The organism is Paenibacillus sp. FSL H7-0357 (assembly GCF_000758525.1).
GTDB lineage: Bacteria > Bacillota > Bacilli > Paenibacillales > Paenibacillaceae > Paenibacillus_AQ.
In genome coordinates this window covers 5,184,997-5,204,461 of record NZ_CP009241.1, presented here as the reverse complement: position 1 = coordinate 5,204,461, position 19,465 = coordinate 5,184,997, and the positions used below count along the sequence as shown (strand labels likewise).

Sequence of the window (19,465 nt, the reverse complement as noted above, 5' to 3'; positions counted from 1 at the left end):
GGAGAAGAGTAGTGGCGTTTGAACTTCTGGTGATCGTTGTAAGCTATTTGCTTGGCTCTGTCAGCTTCAGTGTATTGCTCGCCCGGCTGCTAAAAGGTATTGATATCCGTCAATACGGAAGCGGCAATGCCGGAGCGACCAATACGCTGCGTGTGATGGGGAAAGGACCGGCAATACTGGTGCTGGTTCTGGACGTACTGAAGGGAATTGCCGCAGTTTGGCTCGGAACCTGGGCTGGCGGCTGGGGAACCTGGATCGCGGTGGCTTGCGGGGTCGCAGCCATCATCGGGCATAATTGGCCGCTCTACTTTCACTTTCGCGGCGGGAAGGGCATTGCGACTACAATTGGCGTAATGGCTACGCTTTGTTTTTGGCCTGCGCTGATTGCAGGGATCATTGCCATTCTGGCCATCGTTATTACCCGCTTTGTGTCGCTGGGCTCCCTGATTTTTGTTGCGCTTACCCCGGTATTCCTGCTGTTTACCGAATTTACAACACCTGAATTGTGGGGAAGCCTTATCATTGCAGTTTTCGCTTTCTGGCGGCACCGCAGCAATATTGTGAAGATCTCCCAGGGAAGAGAGAATAAAATCGGCGCTAAAGTCAAGGAGGGGAATCGCGTTGTCTGATAAAGTAACCGTGCTGGTCGCGGGCAGTTGGGGAACTGCGCTGGCTACTGTGCTGGCGGCTAACCACTCGGAGGTTTATCTATGGACACGCAGGTCCGAACAGGCTGCCGAGATTAATGAGGCTCACACGAATGAGCATTTCTTGCCCGGGATTTCTTTGCCCGCTAATATCATTGCAACTACGGATATGGAGACAGCGGTCACCGGTTCCAAGGCGGTGGTTATTGTTGCCCCGTCCTCCGGAATGCGCCAGGTCGCCCGCAGCCTCAAACCTTTCTGGAAAGAAGATATGCTCTGTGTACATGCTACAAAGGGCTTTGAGACGGAATCCATGAAACGGATGTCCACCGTCATTTCCGAGGAGCTGGGCTGTGATGAAGGCCAGGTGGTTGTTTTGTCCGGACCTAGCCACGCCGAAGAGGTGGTGCGCCTGTGTCCTACAACGGTTGTGGTAGCATCACCGGACGACAGACGCGCTACAGAAGCACAAAGTCTATTTATCAACAATGATTTCCGTGTGTACACCAATCGAGATCAGGTAGGCGTTGAACTGGCCGGAGCACTGAAGAATATCATAGCGCTTGGGGCAGGTCTGTCTGACGGTCTGGGTTTTGGCGATAATGCCAAGGCGGCATTGCTCACCCGCGGTCTTGCCGAGATTTCCCGCGTCGGTGTCGAGCTGGGTGCCAATCCGCTGACCTTTGCCGGTCTGGCTGGACTCGGTGACCTTGTGGTAACAGCAACGAGCCAGCATAGCCGCAACTGGCGAGCAGGTTCGTTGCTTGGCCAAGGGAAACCGCTCTCTGAAGTGCTGGAGTCTATGGGCATGGTCGTTGAAGGGATACGCACTACGGAAGCCGCATACGCTATTTCGCTTAAGCTGGGCGTGCAGATGCCAATCACTGATCAGATCTATCATGTGCTGTTCAAAGGCAAAACGCCGCGCAGCGCCGTTGAGGCCCTGATGGGACGCGACCGCAAGACGGAGATGGAAACGATCTCGCAGGAAACTTGGGAGCAGTGGCATTCCTGATCACGTTCACCTTTTGACGGGGATCCTCATATGTTGTAATGGGGATTGACGGAGGAGGGATGAAAAGTGAGCAAAGATTTTTCCAAGGATGCATTGAACGCCATCAATAAAAAAGCGGGCAAAAACATCACACCAGGTGCCGTCCAAAAGCTGGCCAGTACGGTCAAACCGGGAACAATGCAGAATGAAGCCCAGCTCCGCCAGTTAATTAAGCAGGTGTCATCAATGGCGAAGGTACCGGTCAGCGAGGCTACGGTGCAGGATATCATCAACGCTGTCAAAAAAGGCGGCGCGAATTCCGGCACCATGGAGTCTTTAATGAAAATGATGCTAAAAAAATAGCATTACTCTTCGCGGAGCAAAGAGCAAATGATCCGGAATCAGTCCTGATTCTGTGATCTTTTGCTCTTTTTTTTGAACCCTTAGACTTAGTAGGTTTCATGCCGTAGTCTTCATGATATAATAGTCGCAATCAAATATTGCCGGATGGAGGCGGTTTGTCCATGGATCCGATGACGAAAATGTGGTTGTCGCTAATAGCGATTCTGGTAATGGGATTGTCCGTATTTCTGATAACCTTTGCGCGCAGCAAGACAAAAGGCCTGCTGAGAGCTATATTATCAATAGTTGCTTTTGTCATTATGCTGATCGGGCTGTTGGGTGGAGCCGCTTCAATTATGTAAGCATTTACATTAAATTCAGGCAGAAGGTTCTTGGAAGAATCGCTGGATTTTTTTTGCAGGAATAGGACGTGAGTAGATGGCAGATTCGGGAATTCCCTACATATTGGAAGCACTAGCCTCTATATGCGAGGTGTTAAGCCTGAGCTGGCTGGAGAAGCCGCCTGTATGGCTGCTGGGAGGAAGCTGCGGACTTCTGCTGCACGGAGTGCAGCTGAGTGCCCCGCCGCGCGACATCGACCTCTACGCCGATCTGGAGGATGCCGAAGTACTTCATTCGGCTCTGAGCGGATATTCGGTGGACGGAGGTCCGGAAGAAGATTATAGCGGAGGCTGCTATTCGCTGCGCAGCCGCTACCGTATCGGAGCTGCGAGGGTAGAACTGGTATGCGGTTTTCAGATCGGCTCCGGTACGCGCCGGTATGCCGTGGATGTTCAGCAGCTTCTGCCGCATGCACTCATCCAGGATTTTAACGGTATCGGCTTAATGCGCCTCATGCCTGCGGCTCACGAGCTGGTGTTTAACCTGCTGCGGTGCAGGGGGGAGCGGTGCAGTGCTATTGCCAATTTTATGAAAGTCAATCTGGCTGGTCATATACCACTGCTGCAGCAGCTAGTTCTGGAGAATGGACTGGATGAAGCCTTTGGGCTGCAGCTGGAGAAACTGCTTGGAGTATCGACGTCGATACAGATTTAACAAGAAGCAAAGGAAGGAAGCTATGTCATGAAGCCACAAAAAGGATGGACTGTCACCTTCCAGCCTGAAGGACGAAAAACAGTCGTGCAGCACGGGGTAACCCTGCTGGAAGCTGCACGCAAAGCGGGAGTGGTCCTGCCTACCCGCTGCGGCGGCAAAGCCGGTTGCCTGATGTGCAAGGTGACGGTCCCGCAGGAAGAGGCGGCTGCCCTTCGGCCGCCGGGGGATGCCGAGCAGCGGAAGCTTGGCGGCTTGCTGGATTCAGGCGTCCGTCTGGCGTGCCAGGCAGCCGTCTGGAACGATTTGAGCGTCGAAGTCCCCGAGGACCCGCTCAAAGCCGCAGTGCGGCGCAGACTGGAAGCAGCGCGTCGTGGAGAAGAGGACGGGCTGTGGTAAGCTTGTGAAGTAACTTTCGGAGAATGCTGGAGCAGAAAGGGGCGGACGGAGTGCTTTTCACAGATGGGCTGAAGACATCCGGAATCAGAATGGGCTTGCTGCTGGGAATAAGCTTGCTGCTCTTTGTTCTCACGGGCTGTATGTACCGCGGAGAACAGAACCAGCCTGCGGGCAATTTCCGCGAGAGTGTCAAGCGGGTCCAGGCGGCAGTGGATGATTATCAGCAGGAGGAAGGTCTGCTGCCGATCCTGAATAGTGAGGAGTCTACTCCACGCTATGAGAAATTCGTAATTGATTTGGAGAAGCTGCGCCAAAAAGGATATTTGGATGAAATTCCGGCTGCTGCCTTTGAGAAGGGCGGCAGCGCCTATTTTCTTATCTTGGACGAAGAAAGTGATCCTACCGTAAAGCTGATGGATCTCGTTACCGTGCAGAAGGTAAATGATGTCTCCCGCCAGGTCAACCGCTACAAATCAGCGCATGGAGGCGCACTCCCGGCAGGGGAGGAACGGTATCCGGGCTTCTTCACCATTGATTCCAAAAAGGCGGGAACGGCGTCTATAACGCTGAAGAGCGTCTATTCCGGACAGCCGCTGGAGTTTATCATGGACAAGAACGGTGACGTGTATGTCGACTACAGCTTTGATATTATGTCTGCCATCGGCAAGGAAGGCGCAACTCCTGCGGCCAATCAGGATCTGCGGATTGAGCTGGAGCAGGCTTCTTATTATGTACCGGTGAAGTCGTTGCCGTATTTGTGGATTAATGGGCAGCCAGTTCCTCAGCCTCCGGATAGTCCATAGACCGTTTTCAGCCGACAGCAGTTCCAGAAGTTATTCTGGGGCTGTTTTTTTGTGTTTTCCGGTGTTTCTGCGGCAGCGGCCACATGAAAGGAGAGAGGTAGTTCTACTTACTACTCCGCCCTCATATGATTGATGAGAAGACTTCCGGGCGTCGTGACGCCCTGCGGGGGTGCAGAACCTCATTTCGCAAATTACTATACAAATTGCGCAGCTGCGGGTCATAAATCCGTTCCGGATACATATGATGATACTAGTCCAAATGCATGTCCGAGCATTCGGAGTTTAGCGCGGGGCAAAAGTGTTCCGCCCTTAAGCAGCAGCTAGGCTTCGGGCGGACATACGAAAGTCCGGTGGATGTCCTGCAAGGGTCAGATTGCCGGCGGAACGCGAAGTCGATGCTCTTCAGGCATTTTTTCTTCGGAGTAATATGAGGAGGGGATCTCTTTTGGAAAAAGTGGATATTTTCAAGGACATTGCCGAGCGTACCGGCGGAGACATTTATCTTGGCGTCGTCGGCGCGGTTCGCACGGGGAAATCGACGTTCATCAAACGCTTCATGGAGACGATTGTCTTGCCGAACATCACCAGCGAGGCAGATCGGGTAAGGGCAGTGGATGAACTTCCGCAAAGTGCAGCGGGCAAAACCATTATGACAACTGAGCCGAAATTTGTACCGAACAACGCGGTGCAGATCAAGGTTGCGGAAGGGCTGGAAGTGAATGTCCGGCTGGTCGACTGTGTAGGATATGCTGTGGAGGGTGCAAAAGGGTATGAGGATGAGAACGGCCCTCGCATGATCTCCACTCCTTGGTTTGAGGAACCGATTCCTTTCCAGGAAGCGGCGGAAATTGGCACACGTAAGGTGATTCAGGAGCATTCCACGCTGGGTGTAGTTGTGACTACAGACGGCACGATTGCTGAAATCCCGCGGAACTCTTATATTGATTCCGAAGAGCGGGTCATTGCGGAGCTGAAGGAAGTAGGCAAGCCGTTTGTGCTTGTGATCAACTCCACCCGGCCGCGCAGTGAAGAGGCACAGCAGCTGCGCAGTGAGCTGGCTCTTAAATATGATATTCCCGTTATGACGCTTAGTGCTGCGAATATGACAGAAGACGATGTGACCGGTGTGCTGCGCGAAGTGCTGTACGAATTCCCGGTCCATGAGGTCAATGTGAACCTGCCTAGCTGGGTGATGGTGCTGGGCGAAAATCACTGGCTGCGCAGCAGCTATGAGAATTCCGTCCGCGATACCGTGAAAGACATCCGCCGCCTGCGTGATGTTGACCGGCTGGTCTCCCAGTTTACGGAATATGATTTCATCGATAAAGCAGGGCTTAGCGGAATGAACATGGGCCAAGGTGTGGCCGAGATTGACCTGTATGCGCCGGAAGAACTGTATGATCAGGTTCTGATGGAAGTGGTAGGGGTTGAAATCCGCGGAAAAGATCATCTGCTGCAGCTGATGCAGGACTTCTCCCATGCCAAACGCGAGTATGACCGCTTCTCCGAAGCGCTGGAAATGGTCAAAACAACCGGCTACGGGATAGCCGCTCCTTCACTCGCGGAAATGGCTCTCGATGAGCCGGAGCTGATCCGCCAGGGCTCGCGTTTCGGGGTTCGCCTGAAGGCGACAGCACCTTCGATTCATATGATCCGCGTGGATGTGGAATCGGAGTTCTCGCCGATCATCGGCACGGAGAAACAGAGCGAAGAGCTGGTGCGCTATCTGATGCAGGACTTTGAGAATGACCCGATCAAGATTTGGGAGTCGGATATTTTTGGCCGCTCGCTGCATTCGATTGTGCGCGAGGGTATTCAGGGCAAAATTGCCATGATGCCGGATAATGCCCGCTACAAGCTTCAGGAAACACTTGGACGGATCATCAACGAGGGTTCAGGCGGCCTGATCGCAATCATTTTGTAAGGCACATTTCACAACAAAAAGAGAGCCGGAATTTCCGGCTCTCTTTTTGTTGTGCCGGAGTGGGGGCATATGACATCCGATGAATTCCCCTCCGTACTCTTTTTACACGGAAATGCTTCTCTACTTTATGGTTAATAGGAATTTCTGCCATTAATAGTCTCTCATTTTCGGCCTAATTAAGGGTTTAGTAGATACTTTCTGCTCCTTTTTTGAGGAACGCCTTGAAATTATGGATGGGCTGTATTACTATAAGTTTGTTGCGCTTCTAGGAAGAAGGGCGCCAGTATCTAGCAATAAACGGGATTATCACGTATATTTTGCGTTGAAACGGAAACAGTGTATGATACCGGAAATTTACCCAGGGAGGTGAGAAGACATGAATAAATCAGATTTGATCAACGTAGTAACAGAAGCAACTGAACTTCCCAAGAAAGATGCTACTAAAGCGGTAGATGCCGTTTTCGAAGCGATCACAGGTGCTCTGCAAAGCGGCGATAAAGTACAACTGGTTGGATTCGGAAACTTTGAAGTGCGCGAACGTTCCGCACGTAAAGGCCGCAACCCGCAAACTGGTGAAGAAATCGAAATTCCTTCAAGCAAAGTACCGGCATTCAAACCCGGTAAGGCGCTTAAAGACGGAATCAAATAGAGATTTCTACATATCGATCCTATAGTCTTCCGAGTTACAACTATGCCGCCCTCCAAGGCGGCATTTGTTTTTGCAATCTTTATCCGCAATTGCGTAGAGAAAGCGTATACTCACACAAAATTAAGCGAACGCTTCCGAGGCCAGTTTTGTACGAAGAAATTTCTAGGAAGTAAATGCTCACAAAACTTAAGGTGAATGCTTCCGAAGCCAGTTTTGTACGAAGAGATTTCAAGGAAGTATATGCTCACAAAACTTTTAGGAGGATCAAAGATGACCGAGAAGAATAATGGCGTTAGCCCTGCACCGTCAGGCAGCGAGTACATCGTGGTGAAGGCCAAAGAGAACGGCGTTCAGGTAATCGGGCTTACCAGAGGACTGGATACGCGCTTTCACCATACGGAGAAGCTGGACAAAGGCGAGGTGCTGATCGCTCAATTCACCGATCATACCTCAGCTATGAAAATCCGCGGTAAGGCGGAAATATGGAGCAAACACGGACAACTGGAGAGCGAAAGCTGAAAAGCAGGCATAGCCTGCTTTTTTTCAAAATATAACTAAGTATAGGCAGGTCTGCAGGATCGTATAAACGTACGGCAAGGCGGAAATTATGGATAAGGGGGCAGGTCATGAACCGGGGCTGGCTAATCGGAACTGTATTGCTCGTGACCACGGCTTCTGCCGTAATTCTGCCGCAGCTGGCGGAACTCGAACCTTCCTTGCAGAGGCAGCAGGGAGTAGTAGAAACCTTCAGCGGTGCAAATACGATTCTCGATAATGATAATCTTGTAGATATACTGAACGGAATCCCCTTTACCCTGTCCATCGATAGCGTAGACTTTGATCAGAGCGTCTTGTCACTGGATCTGAAGGTAACCGGCAATAACCACGAGCCCAAGGAACTATATCAGAATATGGCTCAGGCGATCTCCTTTGCTTTCCGAGACACGGAGAATGTCGATCAGCTGCTCCTGCGCATTGTAGCCGAGGACAAATGGCTGGACACACGCCGACTTTTGCTTGCCGGGGATATCAGACGCATGGAGTGGTCGCTTCAACTGCAGCAGAAGCTGGAGGCGTCCGGGAATGATCCGCTGCCAGATACGCTCAAGAAAGGCTTCCGTATTCGTGAAAGCGAGCTGTGGAAAAGGCAGTTCATTTATCCCTGATGTGGGTAAATGAAACTAGAACGCCCTAGAGTGCGTGACAAAAAAACATGTGATATAATAGACAAGATTGTGAACAAAGATATTGTCATAACGTCAATGGCTTCGGAGGCTGAAATGAAACCGTACCGCATACCACAACTTGCTAAACCTTACACCGACTACGATATGATTCAGCGGCATACGGAATTACCGCCGTTTTCCGATGGGCGTGGTCATTTGTTATATATTTTTCTGAATCACAGCACCCCGGACGGTGCGCAAAACGGTGAGCTGTATACTCTGGTAACAGCACTTGTCCAGCTAGGTCTTGATACGCATGAGAGCATCGATATATCCCTTGAAGAACCAGGGGGAGACCAGATGCGTTCCCGTCAGCTCAAGGTGCTGGCCGGCGATTACTTCAGCAGCTGGTTTTACCATTTGCTTGCGAAACGTGAACAGATCGAGATGGTGGGCATCTTAAGTACGGCCATTGCCGACTTTAACGTGATGAAAGCCCATCTTTACGGCAAAATGAAGGGGATGCTGCTCTCCGCTGAACAATACCTGCGGCACACGGTACAGCTCAATATGCGGCTGTTCCTTTCTTTTACACCGATGATTGAGGAGTCGCTTACCCAGCTGTGGGAGAAGCTGCTGGCTGAATTCAGCCACTGCGAGACCTTATGTCTGGAACTGCGGCGGTCTGGTAATCCGGCAAGTGCCCGGGAAGGCTATTGTTACTGGAAGGTGATGGAATTAGCCACAGAAGAAGAGCGGCAGCTGCTGGACGAGCAGAATCTCGATCTGAAGGATTGGAAGAAGCTGAAGCTGAAATATAAATGCGATTCCCTGCTGACCGACAAGCTGCATGGGTCGCTCCAGTCCATACAGGGACTGCTGAAAGACATTAAGGACGAGCACCTGATCAGCGAGCTTAGCTCCGCGCTTGACCACTTTCTCCTGCAGACGAAAATTTCCGGACAAGCGGCCGTGGAGGGGTAGAGAATGACTATAGAGAAAACATCAGCTTTGGGTGACCAGGGCGTCAAACCGAAGGAACAATTTGTACACTCCGTATTTGAGAGCATTGCCGGCAAATATGACCTGATGAATGATATTCTAAGCTTCCGCCGTCATAAAGCGTGGCGAAAGTTCACGATGCGCAAGATGGGCATGAAGCGCGGCGATTCCGCTGTAGACTTGTGCTGCGGTACCTGTGACTGGAGTATTGCCTTGGCTGATGCCAGCCAGACCGGAAGTGTTATCGGGCTTGATTTCAGTGCGGGCATGCTGGAGGTAGGCCGCCGCAAGGTGGAAGAGCGCAAACTGCAGGACCGCATTTCACTGGTCCAGGGCAATGCGATGGACCTGCCTTTCGGTGACAACAGCTTTGATTATGCGACGATAGGCTTCGGACTTCGCAATGTGCCTGATCTCGTTCAAGTGTTGAATGAAATGAAGCGTGTAGTGAAGCCGGGAGGAATGGTTGTCTGCCTCGAGCTTTCCAAGCCGATGAAACAGCCGTTCAAAGGCATTTATTATTTTTATTTTCAGCGTGTACTTCCGCTCCTTGGGAAACTGTTTGCCAAAAGATACGAGCAATATAAATGGCTTCCCGAATCATTGGCCCTATTTCCGGACAGAGAGCAGCTTGCGGTGATTTTCCGTGAAACCGGTCTTGAGCAAGTGGAATCCTATCCCTTGACCGGCGGCATCGCAGCATTACATATTGGGCTCAAGGAGAACTGTAATGTTTAAAAAAGTCGGCGTTTTTCTGCAAATGATCAAGTTTGAACATACTGTTTTTGCATTACCCTTCGCATTTATGGGCGCATTGCTCGGTTCAGTTGTCATGTTCGGCACACTCCCTTCCTGGGCCCAGATCGGCTGGGTTGTTATCGCCATGTTTGGCGCCCGCAGCGCGGCCATGGGCCTGAACCGGCTGATTGACCGGATCAGCGACGCCAAGAATCCGCGGACCGCAGGAAGAGCGATTCCCGCAGGGCTGCTGAAGGTTGGAGAAGTAATAATTTTTATTGCGATCTCATTCTTTTTACTATTCTGGGCTGCTTTCAAGCTTAATCCCTTGTCGGCGAAACTGCTGCCGATCGCTGTTTTTCTCCTTGTTTTTTATTCCTTCACGAAGCGATTCACCTGGGCCTGCCATCTGATACTCGGGCTAACCATCGCCTTGGCTCCGCTTGGGGGCTGGGTTGCCGTCACGGGCACTGTGGACTGGACAGCCATGATCTTTTATTTCACGATTGTGTTTTGGACTGCGGGTTTTGATATTATCTATTCCTGTCAGGATGTTGAATTTGATACGAAGGAAGGCCTTTACTCCATTCCAGTCCGCTTTGGTGTTCCGCGGGCGCTGGACATTGCGAAGGTATTTCACTTTCTTACGGGCATCGGATTCGTTTCGCTCCTTTTTATCACCGATTTAAGCTGGTGGTATGTAGCAGGGATGCTGATTGCTTACATCATTCTTTTTTATGAGCATCACATTGTGTCTCCAAGTGACTTAAGCCGCTTGCAGACTGCGTTCTTTACCATGAACGGGGTGCTGAGCATCGTGGTGTTCTCATTTACTTTGATTGACCTGGTGGTGCAGTTTTACAAATGACAGAGCAGAAGCCTAAAAATTTCGTTGTAGGAATTACCGGAGCGAGCGGAGGCATTTACGGCGTTCGTCTGACGGAAACCCTGCTTTCATTGGGGTATACGGTCCATCTCGTTGTGAGCAATGCGGGCTGGCGTGTTTTTAAAGAGGAGCTTGGCTTTGCCGCCTCCGACCGGGAAGGCTTTCTGAACGAAAAGTTCAGCGGCTATCCCGGTTCTCTGCTTTATCATAAAGTACAGGACATCGGGGCATCGATCGCCAGCGGCTCCTTCCGCACGGAAGGGATGATTATTATGCCTTGCTCCATGGGTACACTGTCTGCTGTGGCGCATGGCAGCTCCGATAATTTGATGACAAGGGCTGCCGATGTCATGCTGAAGGAAGGGCGCCCCTTGGTCCTCGTCCCCCGGGAGACACCGCTGCATGCCATTCACCTGGAAAATATGCTGAAGCTGTCCCGGCTGGGCGTCAAGCTGATCCCGGCAATGCCGGCCTTTTATTTTGGCCCGGTCAGCATGGATGATCTGATTAACTTTATGGTGGGCAAGGTGCTGGACAGCTTTAACATTGAGCACACTTTATTTCGCAGATGGGGGGAATGAGGGATGGTCAATTCGCAGCATACCGTTATCGGTAAAATCAGCTATACCAACTCATGGCCGGTATTTCACAATTTTCACCCCTCTTCGTTAAGTTATCCTGCAGAGATGGTGAGTGAAGTGCCTGCCATTCTTAATCAGGGCATGGCTGAGGGCACCATCCACGTAGGTGCATTGTCTTCCTTTGCCTATGCAGCAGCCAGTGACCGTCTGCTGCTGCTTCCGGATCTATCTGTCAGTTCGGAGGGACCGGTCAAATCAATTCTGCTGTTCTCTCGGATGCCTGTTCAGCAGCTTGGAAACGCAAGGATTGCCGTAACTAATACCTCCGCAACATCGGTGAATCTGCTGAAGATTCTGATGGAGAAGGCCGTTCATGGCAAACCGGAATATATCAGTGCAGAGCCTGATCTGGATCACATGATGGATCAGGCGGACGCCTGTCTCTTAATCGGCGACAATGCGATCAAAGCCTCGTGGCAGAATCAGGGCTACATCGTTACTGATCTGGGTGAACTGTGGAATGAGTGGACTGGACTCAGCATGACCTTTGCCGTCTGGGCGGTAAACCGGGAGGCAGCGAACAGTAAGCCTAAAGCGATTGCCGAGATTGCCGAGGCCTTTGCGGAAAGTAAAAGACGCGGAATCCGCGAACTCGCGCCAGTTATTCGGGAGGCGTGTATGGCTATCGGCGGAACGGCTGCTTACTGGGAAGGATATTTCCGTAATTTATGTTATGACTTTGGGGAAAGGCAGCAGGAAGGTCTGAACCTCTATTTCCGCTACGCCTATGAAATGGGCCTGCTGCCGCAGGAAGTGAAGATGGAGCTTTGGAGCCACAATCTGCTGACACGGGTGAAAGAATGAAACGAATGCAAATATTCGGTTTGCTGAACAAGGATATGGATCTGATCGAAAAAGAGCTGTACCGCAGCGTTCAAGGCGATGATGGTCTGCTGACAGAGACTTCCCTGCATCTGCTGAAGGCGGGCGGCAAACGTCTGCGTCCAGTATTTGTGCTGATGGGCGGCAAATTTGGCCAATATGATCTGGAGAAGCTGAAGCGTGTAGCTATCCCGCTTGAGCTCATACATAGTGCTTCGCTCGTTCACGATGATGTGATCGACGATGCAGAGCTGCGGCGTGGAGAGCTTACTGTCAAAGCGAAGTGGGGCGACAAGATCGCCATGTACACCGGGGACTATATTTATGCGAAAGCGCTCGTTATGACTTCGGAGCTGAAAAATCCCCGCATCCACCAAATCCTCTCCAAGGCGATGGTGGAAATGTCCATCGGAGAAATGGAGCAGATCCGTGATTTCTTCAACAGCGAGCAGAGTGTGCGCCACTATTTGCGGCGGATCCGCCGCAAGACAGCCTTGCTCATCGCGATCAGCTGCCAGCTAGGCGCGCTGGCCGCTGATGCGGAGCCGGAGACAGCCCGGCTGCTCTATAATTACGGATACAACGTCGGTATGGCGTTTCAGATCCGTGATGATCTGCTCGATCTTTCCGGAACGGAGAAGCAAATCGGCAAACCTCCGGGCAGCGATATGCGCCAGGGGAACATTACACTTCCCGTGATATACAGCCTTGAGGACGACCGGCTTCGCGATTCGCTGCTGGAGGAGCTGAAGCTTATCCGTGAAGGGCAGCGCAGTGTGGGCCGGGCCATTGATCTGATCCTGTCAGGAGAAGGTATTGCCCGCGCAGAAGAGCTGGCTTCACGCTATATAGCCAAAGCACTGGCGGCGCTGGATGAGCTTCCAAACAACAAAACAAAGCGCAATCTGCGGGATATTGCATTTTTTGTAACAGGCAGAGCCTATTAGACTTCGCTCCTCTTTGAAATATAAGCGTTCACAGATGACCGGGTTTCTGATAATATCAGAAAATATACCACTTGAATTCGCAGCGATGTACTAACCTATTCATAAAAATGGAGAGTGACTCTATGGAAAAAACGTATCTGATGATCAAGCCGGACGGAGTACAACGTGGATTGATCGGGCGTATTGTCGCCCGCCTGGAGGACAAAGGATTTAAGCTGATTGCCGCGAAGCTGATTACTGTCACAGAAGCACAGGCCAAGAAGCACTACGCAGAACACGAAGGTAAAGATTTCTTTCCTGAACTTGTGGGCTTTATCACCTCCGGTCCTGTGTTTGCCATGGTGTGGGAAGGCGATGATGTAGTGGCGCTGTCCCGTCTGCTGATAGGGAAGACCAAGGTAGGCGAAGCGTTGCCGGGTACAATCCGCGGCGATTTTGCCAGCCATACACCGCTTAACCTTATTCATGGATCGGATTCACCGGAAAGCGCTGAACGTGAAATTTCCAATTTCTTTGCTCCGAATGAACTGGCTCACTACAACAAAGACATCCAGGCATGGATGTAACAACAGGCGGGAGGCAGGAGAAGTCATATGGCAGAACGTGAACAGATTGAAGCAGCAGATCCGGATTACACCGGGTTTATCCATAACGTCAAGCAAAGTACCGGAATCGATCTCGCCCAGTACAAGGAAGCACAGATGAAACGGCGTTTAACTACGCTGCGGATGAAGAACGGCTATCATTCATTTCAAGATTTTTATGCCGCAATGATGAAGGACAAGGCTTTATTTTATGAATTTCTGGACCGGATGACGATTAATGTCTCGGAGTTCTGGCGCAATCCGAACCGCTGGGAAGTCCTGCGGGATGTCATTCTGCCTGATTTGCAGCGCTCGGGACGCCGGTTGAAGCTATGGAGTGCCGCCTGCTCCACCGGGGAAGAGCCATATACGCTGGCGATGATTTTATCCGACAAAAATCTTCTTTCCCAGACCGGTATTCTGGCTACTGACATTGATGATGGCGCTCTGGCCAAAGCAAAGCAGGGCCTCTACTTGGAACGATCCTTAAAGGACGTGCCAAAAGATGTAGCCGCCCGTTATTTCGCGCCGGAGGGACCGGTGTTCAAGGTCAGCGAGTCACTCAAAAAAAGTATTGATTTCCGCAAGCAGAACCTGCTGCTTGATAAGTTTGACGAAGGGTTTGACCTGATCATTTGCCGGAATGTGATGATCTATTTCACAGAAGAGGCTAAGAATAAGCTCTATCATAAGTTCTCGGACAGTCTGCGCCCGGGCGGATATTTGTTCGTGGGCAGTACGGAGCAAATCTTTACACCTGCGCAGTATGGCTTTGAATCGACGGAAACGTTCTTCTACCGGAAGAAATAGTGCTGCACCGCCCGATCTGGTTAACGTATACTTTCGCTTCTTTTCAGTGATACTGAATAGTAGATACCCGTACGCTATGCGAAAGGTCGTAAATCCAGATGGACAAAAGCAAGGTCATTGCCGCGTACAAACGCGGCTTCCTTACCGTCCGCGAATGCGGGCAGATTCTCGGCATTGAGGAGCTGCAGCTGCAAAGCCTGCTGCAGCTTGAGGAGAGCAAGACGACATTGCCTCCTTCAAACCGGAGGATCGGGGGCTGATCAGAGCCTCTTGACCCCGGACGCTCAGCAGCGCCGCTTTTACTCGGAAGAGTATGGCGGCGCTGTTGTTTTATGGATGAGGGGCACCTGATTAGAGGCCATCCCTTTCTTGTCAAAGCGGATTCCCTATACTATAATGAGCAAAGACATTTAAGATTTTAGCGGTTTACAGTTTAAAAGTGTGAAGGGGGAACGCAGCATGAGTTTACGCTATTTAACAGCGGGGGAAACGCACGGCCCCCAGCTTACAGCAATTATTGAGGGACTGCCCAGCAATTTGACACTTAATTTCGAAGAGCTCAATTTTCAATTGCAGCGGCGCCAGAAGGGCTACGGCCGTGGCCGCCGGATGCAAATCGAGAAAGATACCGCACAGATTGTCGGCGGTGTACGCCATGGTTCTACGACAGGAGCTCCTGTCGCGCTGGTGGTAGAGAACAAAGACTGGACACACTGGAAGAACATTATGAATATCGAACCGATTCCCGGCAGCGACGAAGAGAAGCGGCGGGTAAACCGGCCGCGTCCAGGGCATGCGGATTTGAACGGCGGACTGAAATATAATCTTACTGACCTGCGGAATGTGCTGGAACGCTCCAGCGCCCGTGAAACGGCAGCAAGAGTAGCCGTAGGCGCTGTGGCCCGGCAGCTGCTGGCCGCTTTCGGAGTGAAGATTGCCGGACAGGTTATCCGGATCGGCGAGATTGAAGCGCCGGCCAATAATCTTCCGATTGATGAACTGATCGAGCTGACCGAAGCCTCCTCTGTGAGAGTTGTTGATAAAGAGACCGAACAGAAGATGGAAGCTTACATAGACAAGATCAAGGAGGAAGGCGACTCCATCGGTGGAATTGTGGAATGTGTCGTTGAAGGATTGCCTACCGGTCTTGGAAGCTATGTGCAATACGACCGTAAGCTGGATGCAGCTATCGCCGGAGCGGTAATGTCGATCAATGCCTTCAAGGGTGTTGAAATCGGTATTGGTTTCGAGGCAGGTGAACTGCGCGGCTCACAGGTCCATGATGAAATTATGTATGAAGCCTCACGAGGTTACTACCGGGCAAGCAACCGGCTGGGCGGCTTTGAGGGTGGCATGACGAACGGAATGCCGGTTGTTGTCCGCGGAGTGATGAAGCCGATACCTACACTTTACAAACCGCTGCAAAGCGTTGATATTGATACCAAAGAGCCTTTCACCGCGCAGGTGGAGCGTTCGGATGCCTGCGCTGTTCCGGCAGCTTGTGTTGTGCTGGAGAATGTCGTGGCTTGGGAGATCGCGAAGGCATTCCTGGATAAATTCGGCGGCGATTCCCTGGAAGAAATCAGAGCCAACTATAATAATTACTTGTCCCAACTGGAGAGCTACTGATTATGCGCAGTATTACTGTAGAATTGGGAGAACGTTCTTATCCGATCCATATCGGCAGCGGTTTGCTTCAGGGTATCGGTGAACGCTGCCAGGAAGCCGGGTTTCCACTGCGCAGTCCGCTGCTGGTTGTCAGTGACAGTGAAGTTGCCCCACATTTTCTGCCCACGGTGGAAAGCTCCTTGCAGGCCCAGGGATATACAGTCGTAAGCCATATTATCCCTGCCGGGGAGGCTTCCAAATCTCTGGCCGTATATGAAGAGGTTATCACAACGGCCATTCAGGCTGGTCTGGACCGCAGCTCGGCGGTACTGGCACTCGGTGGCGGTGTGGTCGGTGATCTGGCGGGTTTTGTGGCCGCTTCTTATATGCGCGGTATCGGCTTCCTGCAGATTCCGACAACCATCCTTGCCCATGACAGCAGTGTCGGAGGGAAGGTGGCAGTCAATCATCCGCTAGCCAAAAATATGATCGGCGCCTTCTATCAGCCGTCTATGGTGCTGTATGATCTGGATACGCTCCGCACGCTTCCTCCGCGCCAGATTTCTTCAGGGCTGGCCGAGGTTGTAAAACACGGCCTGATTCTGGACAGGGATTTTGCCTACTGGTGCCGTGATCATGCGGCAGAGCTGCTTGAGTTGAACGTAGAAGCGCTTGGTTATGCGCTCGAGCGGGGCTGTGCGATCAAAGCCGCCGTAATCGGCAATGATGAGCGTGAGCATGGACAGCGGGCCATACTGAACCTCGGGCATACCATTGGGCATGCGATCGAGGCAGTGGGGGGTTATGGTGTATTCCTGCACGGGGAAGCGATTGCCATCGGAATGGCCGGATCGGCGCTGTTAGCGGCCAAACTGGGCAAAGATAAGTCCATTTATGAAGACACGGTATCTATGCTGTCGGCGCTCGCCTTGCCGGTAAGACTGCCGGCGCAATATGGTGAGGACGAACTGATGGCGGCGATGATGCATGATAAGAAATTCAAAGAAGGCAAAATGACCTTTATCGTGCCAGATTCCATAGGTTCGGTCAGTATTGTCAATGATGTGCAGCAATCATCTGTTCGTGAGGTTATAGCGCAGCTTAAGAAGGAGGAAAGCCCATGGTAAACCGGGGGATACGCGGTGCAACAACCGTAACGAAAAACGAGGAAAACGAGATCCTGCGTGAAACGGTTGTACTATTGCGGGAAATCGTCGAACGCAATGACGTGATTGCAGAGGATATTTGCAGCGTATGGATTACGATGACTGCTGATCTGGATGCTACCTTCCCGGCAAGGGCGATCCGTGAGATTGAAGGCTGGGAGATGGTGCCGCTCATGTGTTCCGTCGAGATCCCGGTCAAGGGCAGCCTGCCACAGTGCATACGCCTCATGGTACAGGTCAACACCGAAAAATCGCAGCGGGATATCCGCCATGTGTATCTGAACGAAGCCCAGAAGCTTCGCCCGGATCTATCACAGAGCAAGTAATAATTTGCAGATGCGGGGTTGTCAATGACCTCCATCATCATGTATAGTGGAGTTAGCCGAGTGAAGCAGAGTTTAGTTTAGATGAGATGAGTATAGCTGAGTTGAGTGCAGGATTTAGTTCGTATAGGCAATCCATTTATTTGTGATTCCCTTCTGGGATTAATTTGGTGTAGAGTTTCAAAGCGCTACCCGTCTATTCCCACATAGGAGATATCCGCATATATGGATCATAATGCCGGTCCTGAGCGCTTTTTCACATACTTACACTTATACAAACCTCTACTTCGGTAGAGGTTTTTCTGTATTTCGGACATAATATCAGATCCCAAGGAGGTATTTCAAATGACGAACCCAAGAGTCGAAGAAGTAGTGGCGTTGTCCCGGGAGTATAACTTAATTCCGGTCGTAAAGCGGCTGCTTGCCGACATGGAGACGCCGATCCGGCTGTTCCAGCGTTTTGCCGAACAGGATCGTGCATTTTTGCTGGAAAGTGTAGAGGGCGGTATTCAATGGGCCCGTTATTCCTTTATCGGCAGTGATCCGTTCCTCATGATCTCCGGCAAAAAAGGCATCATTCACGTTGAAGTCGGCGGAGAGAAAAAACGGCTCTTGGGCAAGCCGGTCGAGGAGCTTAAAGCGCTGCTCCGCTCTTACCGCAGCCCGAAGCTGGAAGAAATGCCTCCCTTTACAGGCGGAGCCATCGGATTCTTCGGTTATGATCTGCTACAGTACTACGAGAAGCTGTCGGCACATGCCGTTGATGATCTGAATATGGACGACATCCGCTTTATGTTCTGCGACCGGATCATTGTCTTTGATCATGTGAAGCAGCAAATCCTGCTTGTCGGCAATCTGCACATCAAGGACGGAGATACGGACTCGGACATCCGCGCAGGCTATGAAGAGCTTAGCCGCAAGCTGGAGGTTATGGCCGAAGAGCTGCAGAAGGAAGGACCGAAGGAAAATGTCAACCGGCGCAGCATACCACAGGATATCGAGCTGGGCCAGATCCACTCTAACCTGACCAAGGAGCAATATATCGGCAATGTGGAGCAAGCCAAGGAGTACATCCGGGCCGGGGATATTTTTCAGGTGGTGCTGTCCCAGCGGCTGCACATAGAAACGGAAGTATCGCCACTCCATGTGTACCGGATGCTGCGCACATTGAACCCTTCGCCATATATGTATTATCTGAAGATGGATGAAGAGATCATTGTCGGCACTTCTCCCGAAGCGCTGGTGAAGGTGGACGGTGACCGGGTCAAGACCCGCCCGATTGCCGGAACCCGTCCGAGAGGCGAGAATGAAGCACAGGACCGGGAGCTGGCTGAGGAACTGCTGCATGATGAGAAGGAACGGGCAGAACATCTGATGCTGGTCGATCTGGGGCGCAATGATTTGGGCCGGGTCTCCAAGTTCGGCACCGTCAAATGCGATTCCTTCATGGAAATTGAAAAATACTCCCATGTGATGCACATGGTTTCGAACGTATCCGGAACGCTTGACGAGAACAAGGATTTCTTCGACGCCTTCCTGTCCTGCCTTCCTGCCGGCACCGTTTCCGGAGCACCGAAGCTGCGGGCTATGGAGATTATCTCGGAGCTGGAACGCGAAGCAAGAGGCGCGTATGCCGGAGCCATCGGTTATCTCGGATTTTCCGGAAATATGGATTCCTGCATTACTATCCGCACCATTATCTTCCGCAAGGGCCGGGCTTATGTGCAGGCCGGGGCGGGCATTGTCTGGGATTCTGTTCCAGAGAAGGAATATGAGGAGACCCTCAACAAGGCAAAAGGGATGCTGAAGGCGATCCGCATGGCGGAAGCGATGTTCCCGGCGGTAGTGAAAGAAAAACAGGTAATCAACCAGGATTACATGTACGAATATACCCCTTAACCAGGGGATAGCAGAGATGAGCAGAGCAGAGCAGAGCAGAGAATGCTCCATAAAACTTTTAG

Annotated in this window: 24 protein-coding genes; all 24 read left to right on the top strand. The window is 51.5% G+C overall.

Annotated features, from left to right (window positions below):
• The first annotated feature begins 11 nt into the window (after positions 1-11).
• The 24 genes from plsY (at position 12) to trpE (ending at position 19,403) form a co-directional block, all read left to right on the top strand.
• Positions 12-629 carry a glycerol-3-phosphate 1-O-acyltransferase PlsY gene (plsY, locus tag H70357_RS22880; protein ID WP_038594534.1) on the top strand — a complete coding sequence of 206 codons (618 nt, stop codon included), beginning with the start codon at positions 12-14 and terminating at the stop codon, positions 627-629.
• Complete coding sequence (locus H70357_RS22875) at positions 622-1,662, top strand: NAD(P)H-dependent glycerol-3-phosphate dehydrogenase (RefSeq protein WP_038594532.1); 1,041 nt, start codon at positions 622-624, stop codon at positions 1,660-1,662. Before plsY ends, H70357_RS22875 begins: the two co-directional genes overlap by 8 nt.
• A 66-nt stretch (positions 1,663-1,728) precedes the next feature.
• Positions 1,729-2,004 carry a stage VI sporulation protein F gene (locus tag H70357_RS22870; protein ID WP_038594530.1) on the top strand — a complete coding sequence of 92 codons (276 nt, stop codon included), beginning with the start codon at positions 1,729-1,731 and terminating at the stop codon, positions 2,002-2,004.
• Positions 2,005-2,165: 161 nt separating this feature from the next.
• Positions 2,166-2,345, top strand: a complete 180-nt coding sequence (locus H70357_RS22865) for a DUF2768 family protein (RefSeq protein WP_038594528.1) — start codon at positions 2,166-2,168, stop codon at positions 2,343-2,345.
• Positions 2,346-2,421: 76 nt separating this feature from the next.
• Entirely contained in the window at positions 2,422-3,039 is a 618-nt protein-coding gene (locus H70357_RS22860; RefSeq protein WP_038594527.1) for a hypothetical protein, read from the top strand.
• 27 nt (positions 3,040-3,066) lie between these two features.
• Positions 3,067-3,435, top strand: coding sequence for a 2Fe-2S iron-sulfur cluster-binding protein (locus tag H70357_RS22855; protein ID WP_038594526.1), 369 nt, complete (start codon positions 3,067-3,069; stop codon positions 3,433-3,435).
• 23 nt (positions 3,436-3,458) lie between these two features.
• Positions 3,459-4,238 (top strand): DUF3939 domain-containing protein, encoded by a 780-nt coding sequence (locus H70357_RS22850; RefSeq protein WP_231578305.1) that lies wholly within the window; start codon positions 3,459-3,461, stop codon positions 4,236-4,238.
• A gap of 445 nt (positions 4,239-4,683) precedes the next feature.
• On the top strand, positions 4,684-6,162 hold the full coding sequence (spoIVA, locus tag H70357_RS22845; RefSeq protein WP_038594524.1) for a stage IV sporulation protein A: 1,479 nt from the start codon (positions 4,684-4,686) through the stop codon (positions 6,160-6,162).
• 376 nt (positions 6,163-6,538) lie between these two features.
• The gene (locus H70357_RS22840) at positions 6,539-6,811 is read left to right on the top strand and encodes an HU family DNA-binding protein (RefSeq protein WP_019909963.1); all 273 of its coding nucleotides are present in this window, start codon (positions 6,539-6,541) and stop codon (positions 6,809-6,811) included.
• 270 nt (positions 6,812-7,081) lie between these two features.
• Positions 7,082-7,330, top strand: coding sequence for a trp RNA-binding attenuation protein MtrB (gene mtrB, locus H70357_RS22835; RefSeq protein ID WP_038594522.1), 249 nt, complete (start codon positions 7,082-7,084; stop codon positions 7,328-7,330).
• 107 nt (positions 7,331-7,437) lie between these two features.
• Positions 7,438-7,977 (top strand): hypothetical protein, encoded by a 540-nt coding sequence (locus tag H70357_RS22830; RefSeq protein WP_038594520.1) that lies wholly within the window; start codon positions 7,438-7,440, stop codon positions 7,975-7,977.
• Between the two features lie 114 nt (positions 7,978-8,091).
• Positions 8,092-8,961 (top strand): heptaprenyl diphosphate synthase component 1, encoded by an 870-nt coding sequence (locus H70357_RS22825; RefSeq protein WP_038594518.1) that lies wholly within the window; start codon positions 8,092-8,094, stop codon positions 8,959-8,961.
• Between the two features lie 3 nt (positions 8,962-8,964).
• Positions 8,965-9,717: a demethylmenaquinone methyltransferase gene (locus H70357_RS22820; RefSeq protein ID WP_038594516.1), complete on the top strand. Its 753-nt coding sequence runs from the start codon at positions 8,965-8,967 to the stop codon at positions 9,715-9,717.
• The gene (locus tag H70357_RS22815; RefSeq protein WP_038594514.1) at positions 9,710-10,585 is read left to right on the top strand and encodes a UbiA-like polyprenyltransferase; all 876 of its coding nucleotides are present in this window, start codon (positions 9,710-9,712) and stop codon (positions 10,583-10,585) included. The genes H70357_RS22820 and H70357_RS22815 overlap by 8 nt, the downstream gene beginning before the upstream one ends.
• A complete protein-coding gene (locus H70357_RS22810; RefSeq protein ID WP_038594512.1) occupies positions 10,582-11,184 on the top strand; it encodes a UbiX family flavin prenyltransferase in 603 nt (200 codons plus the stop codon). The genes H70357_RS22815 and H70357_RS22810 overlap by 4 nt, the downstream gene beginning before the upstream one ends.
• Before the next feature lie 3 nt (positions 11,185-11,187).
• A complete protein-coding gene (locus tag H70357_RS22805; protein ID WP_038594509.1) occupies positions 11,188-12,048 on the top strand; it encodes a menaquinone biosynthetic enzyme MqnA/MqnD family protein in 861 nt (286 codons plus the stop codon).
• Positions 12,045-13,013 carry a polyprenyl synthetase family protein gene (locus H70357_RS22800; protein WP_038594507.1) on the top strand — a complete coding sequence of 323 codons (969 nt, stop codon included), beginning with the start codon at positions 12,045-12,047 and terminating at the stop codon, positions 13,011-13,013. Before H70357_RS22805 ends, H70357_RS22800 begins: the two co-directional genes overlap by 4 nt.
• A gap of 122 nt (positions 13,014-13,135) precedes the next feature.
• Positions 13,136-13,579 carry a nucleoside-diphosphate kinase gene (ndk, locus tag H70357_RS22795; RefSeq protein WP_038594505.1) on the top strand — a complete coding sequence of 148 codons (444 nt, stop codon included), beginning with the start codon at positions 13,136-13,138 and terminating at the stop codon, positions 13,577-13,579.
• A gap of 27 nt (positions 13,580-13,606) precedes the next feature.
• Positions 13,607-14,407 (top strand): CheR family methyltransferase, encoded by an 801-nt coding sequence (locus tag H70357_RS22790; RefSeq protein WP_038594503.1) that lies wholly within the window; start codon positions 13,607-13,609, stop codon positions 14,405-14,407.
• Positions 14,408-14,505: 98 nt separating this feature from the next.
• The gene (locus tag H70357_RS36370; RefSeq protein ID WP_197073609.1) at positions 14,506-14,667 is read left to right on the top strand and encodes a hypothetical protein; all 162 of its coding nucleotides are present in this window, start codon (positions 14,506-14,508) and stop codon (positions 14,665-14,667) included.
• A gap of 199 nt (positions 14,668-14,866) precedes the next feature.
• Positions 14,867-16,036 (top strand): chorismate synthase, encoded by a 1,170-nt coding sequence (gene aroC / locus H70357_RS22785; RefSeq protein WP_038594501.1) that lies wholly within the window; start codon positions 14,867-14,869, stop codon positions 16,034-16,036.
• 2 nt (positions 16,037-16,038) lie between these two features.
• Positions 16,039-17,142 carry a 3-dehydroquinate synthase gene (gene aroB, locus H70357_RS22780; RefSeq protein ID WP_038594499.1) on the top strand — a complete coding sequence of 368 codons (1,104 nt, stop codon included), beginning with the start codon at positions 16,039-16,041 and terminating at the stop codon, positions 17,140-17,142.
• Positions 17,136-17,507, top strand: coding sequence for a chorismate mutase (aroH, locus tag H70357_RS22775; protein ID WP_038594497.1), 372 nt, complete (start codon positions 17,136-17,138; stop codon positions 17,505-17,507). Before aroB ends, aroH begins: the two co-directional genes overlap by 7 nt.
• A 342-nt stretch (positions 17,508-17,849) precedes the next feature.
• Entirely contained in the window at positions 17,850-19,403 is a 1,554-nt protein-coding gene (gene trpE / locus H70357_RS22770) for an anthranilate synthase component I (protein ID WP_038594495.1), read from the top strand.
• The last annotated feature ends 62 nt before the right edge of the window (positions 19,404-19,465 follow it).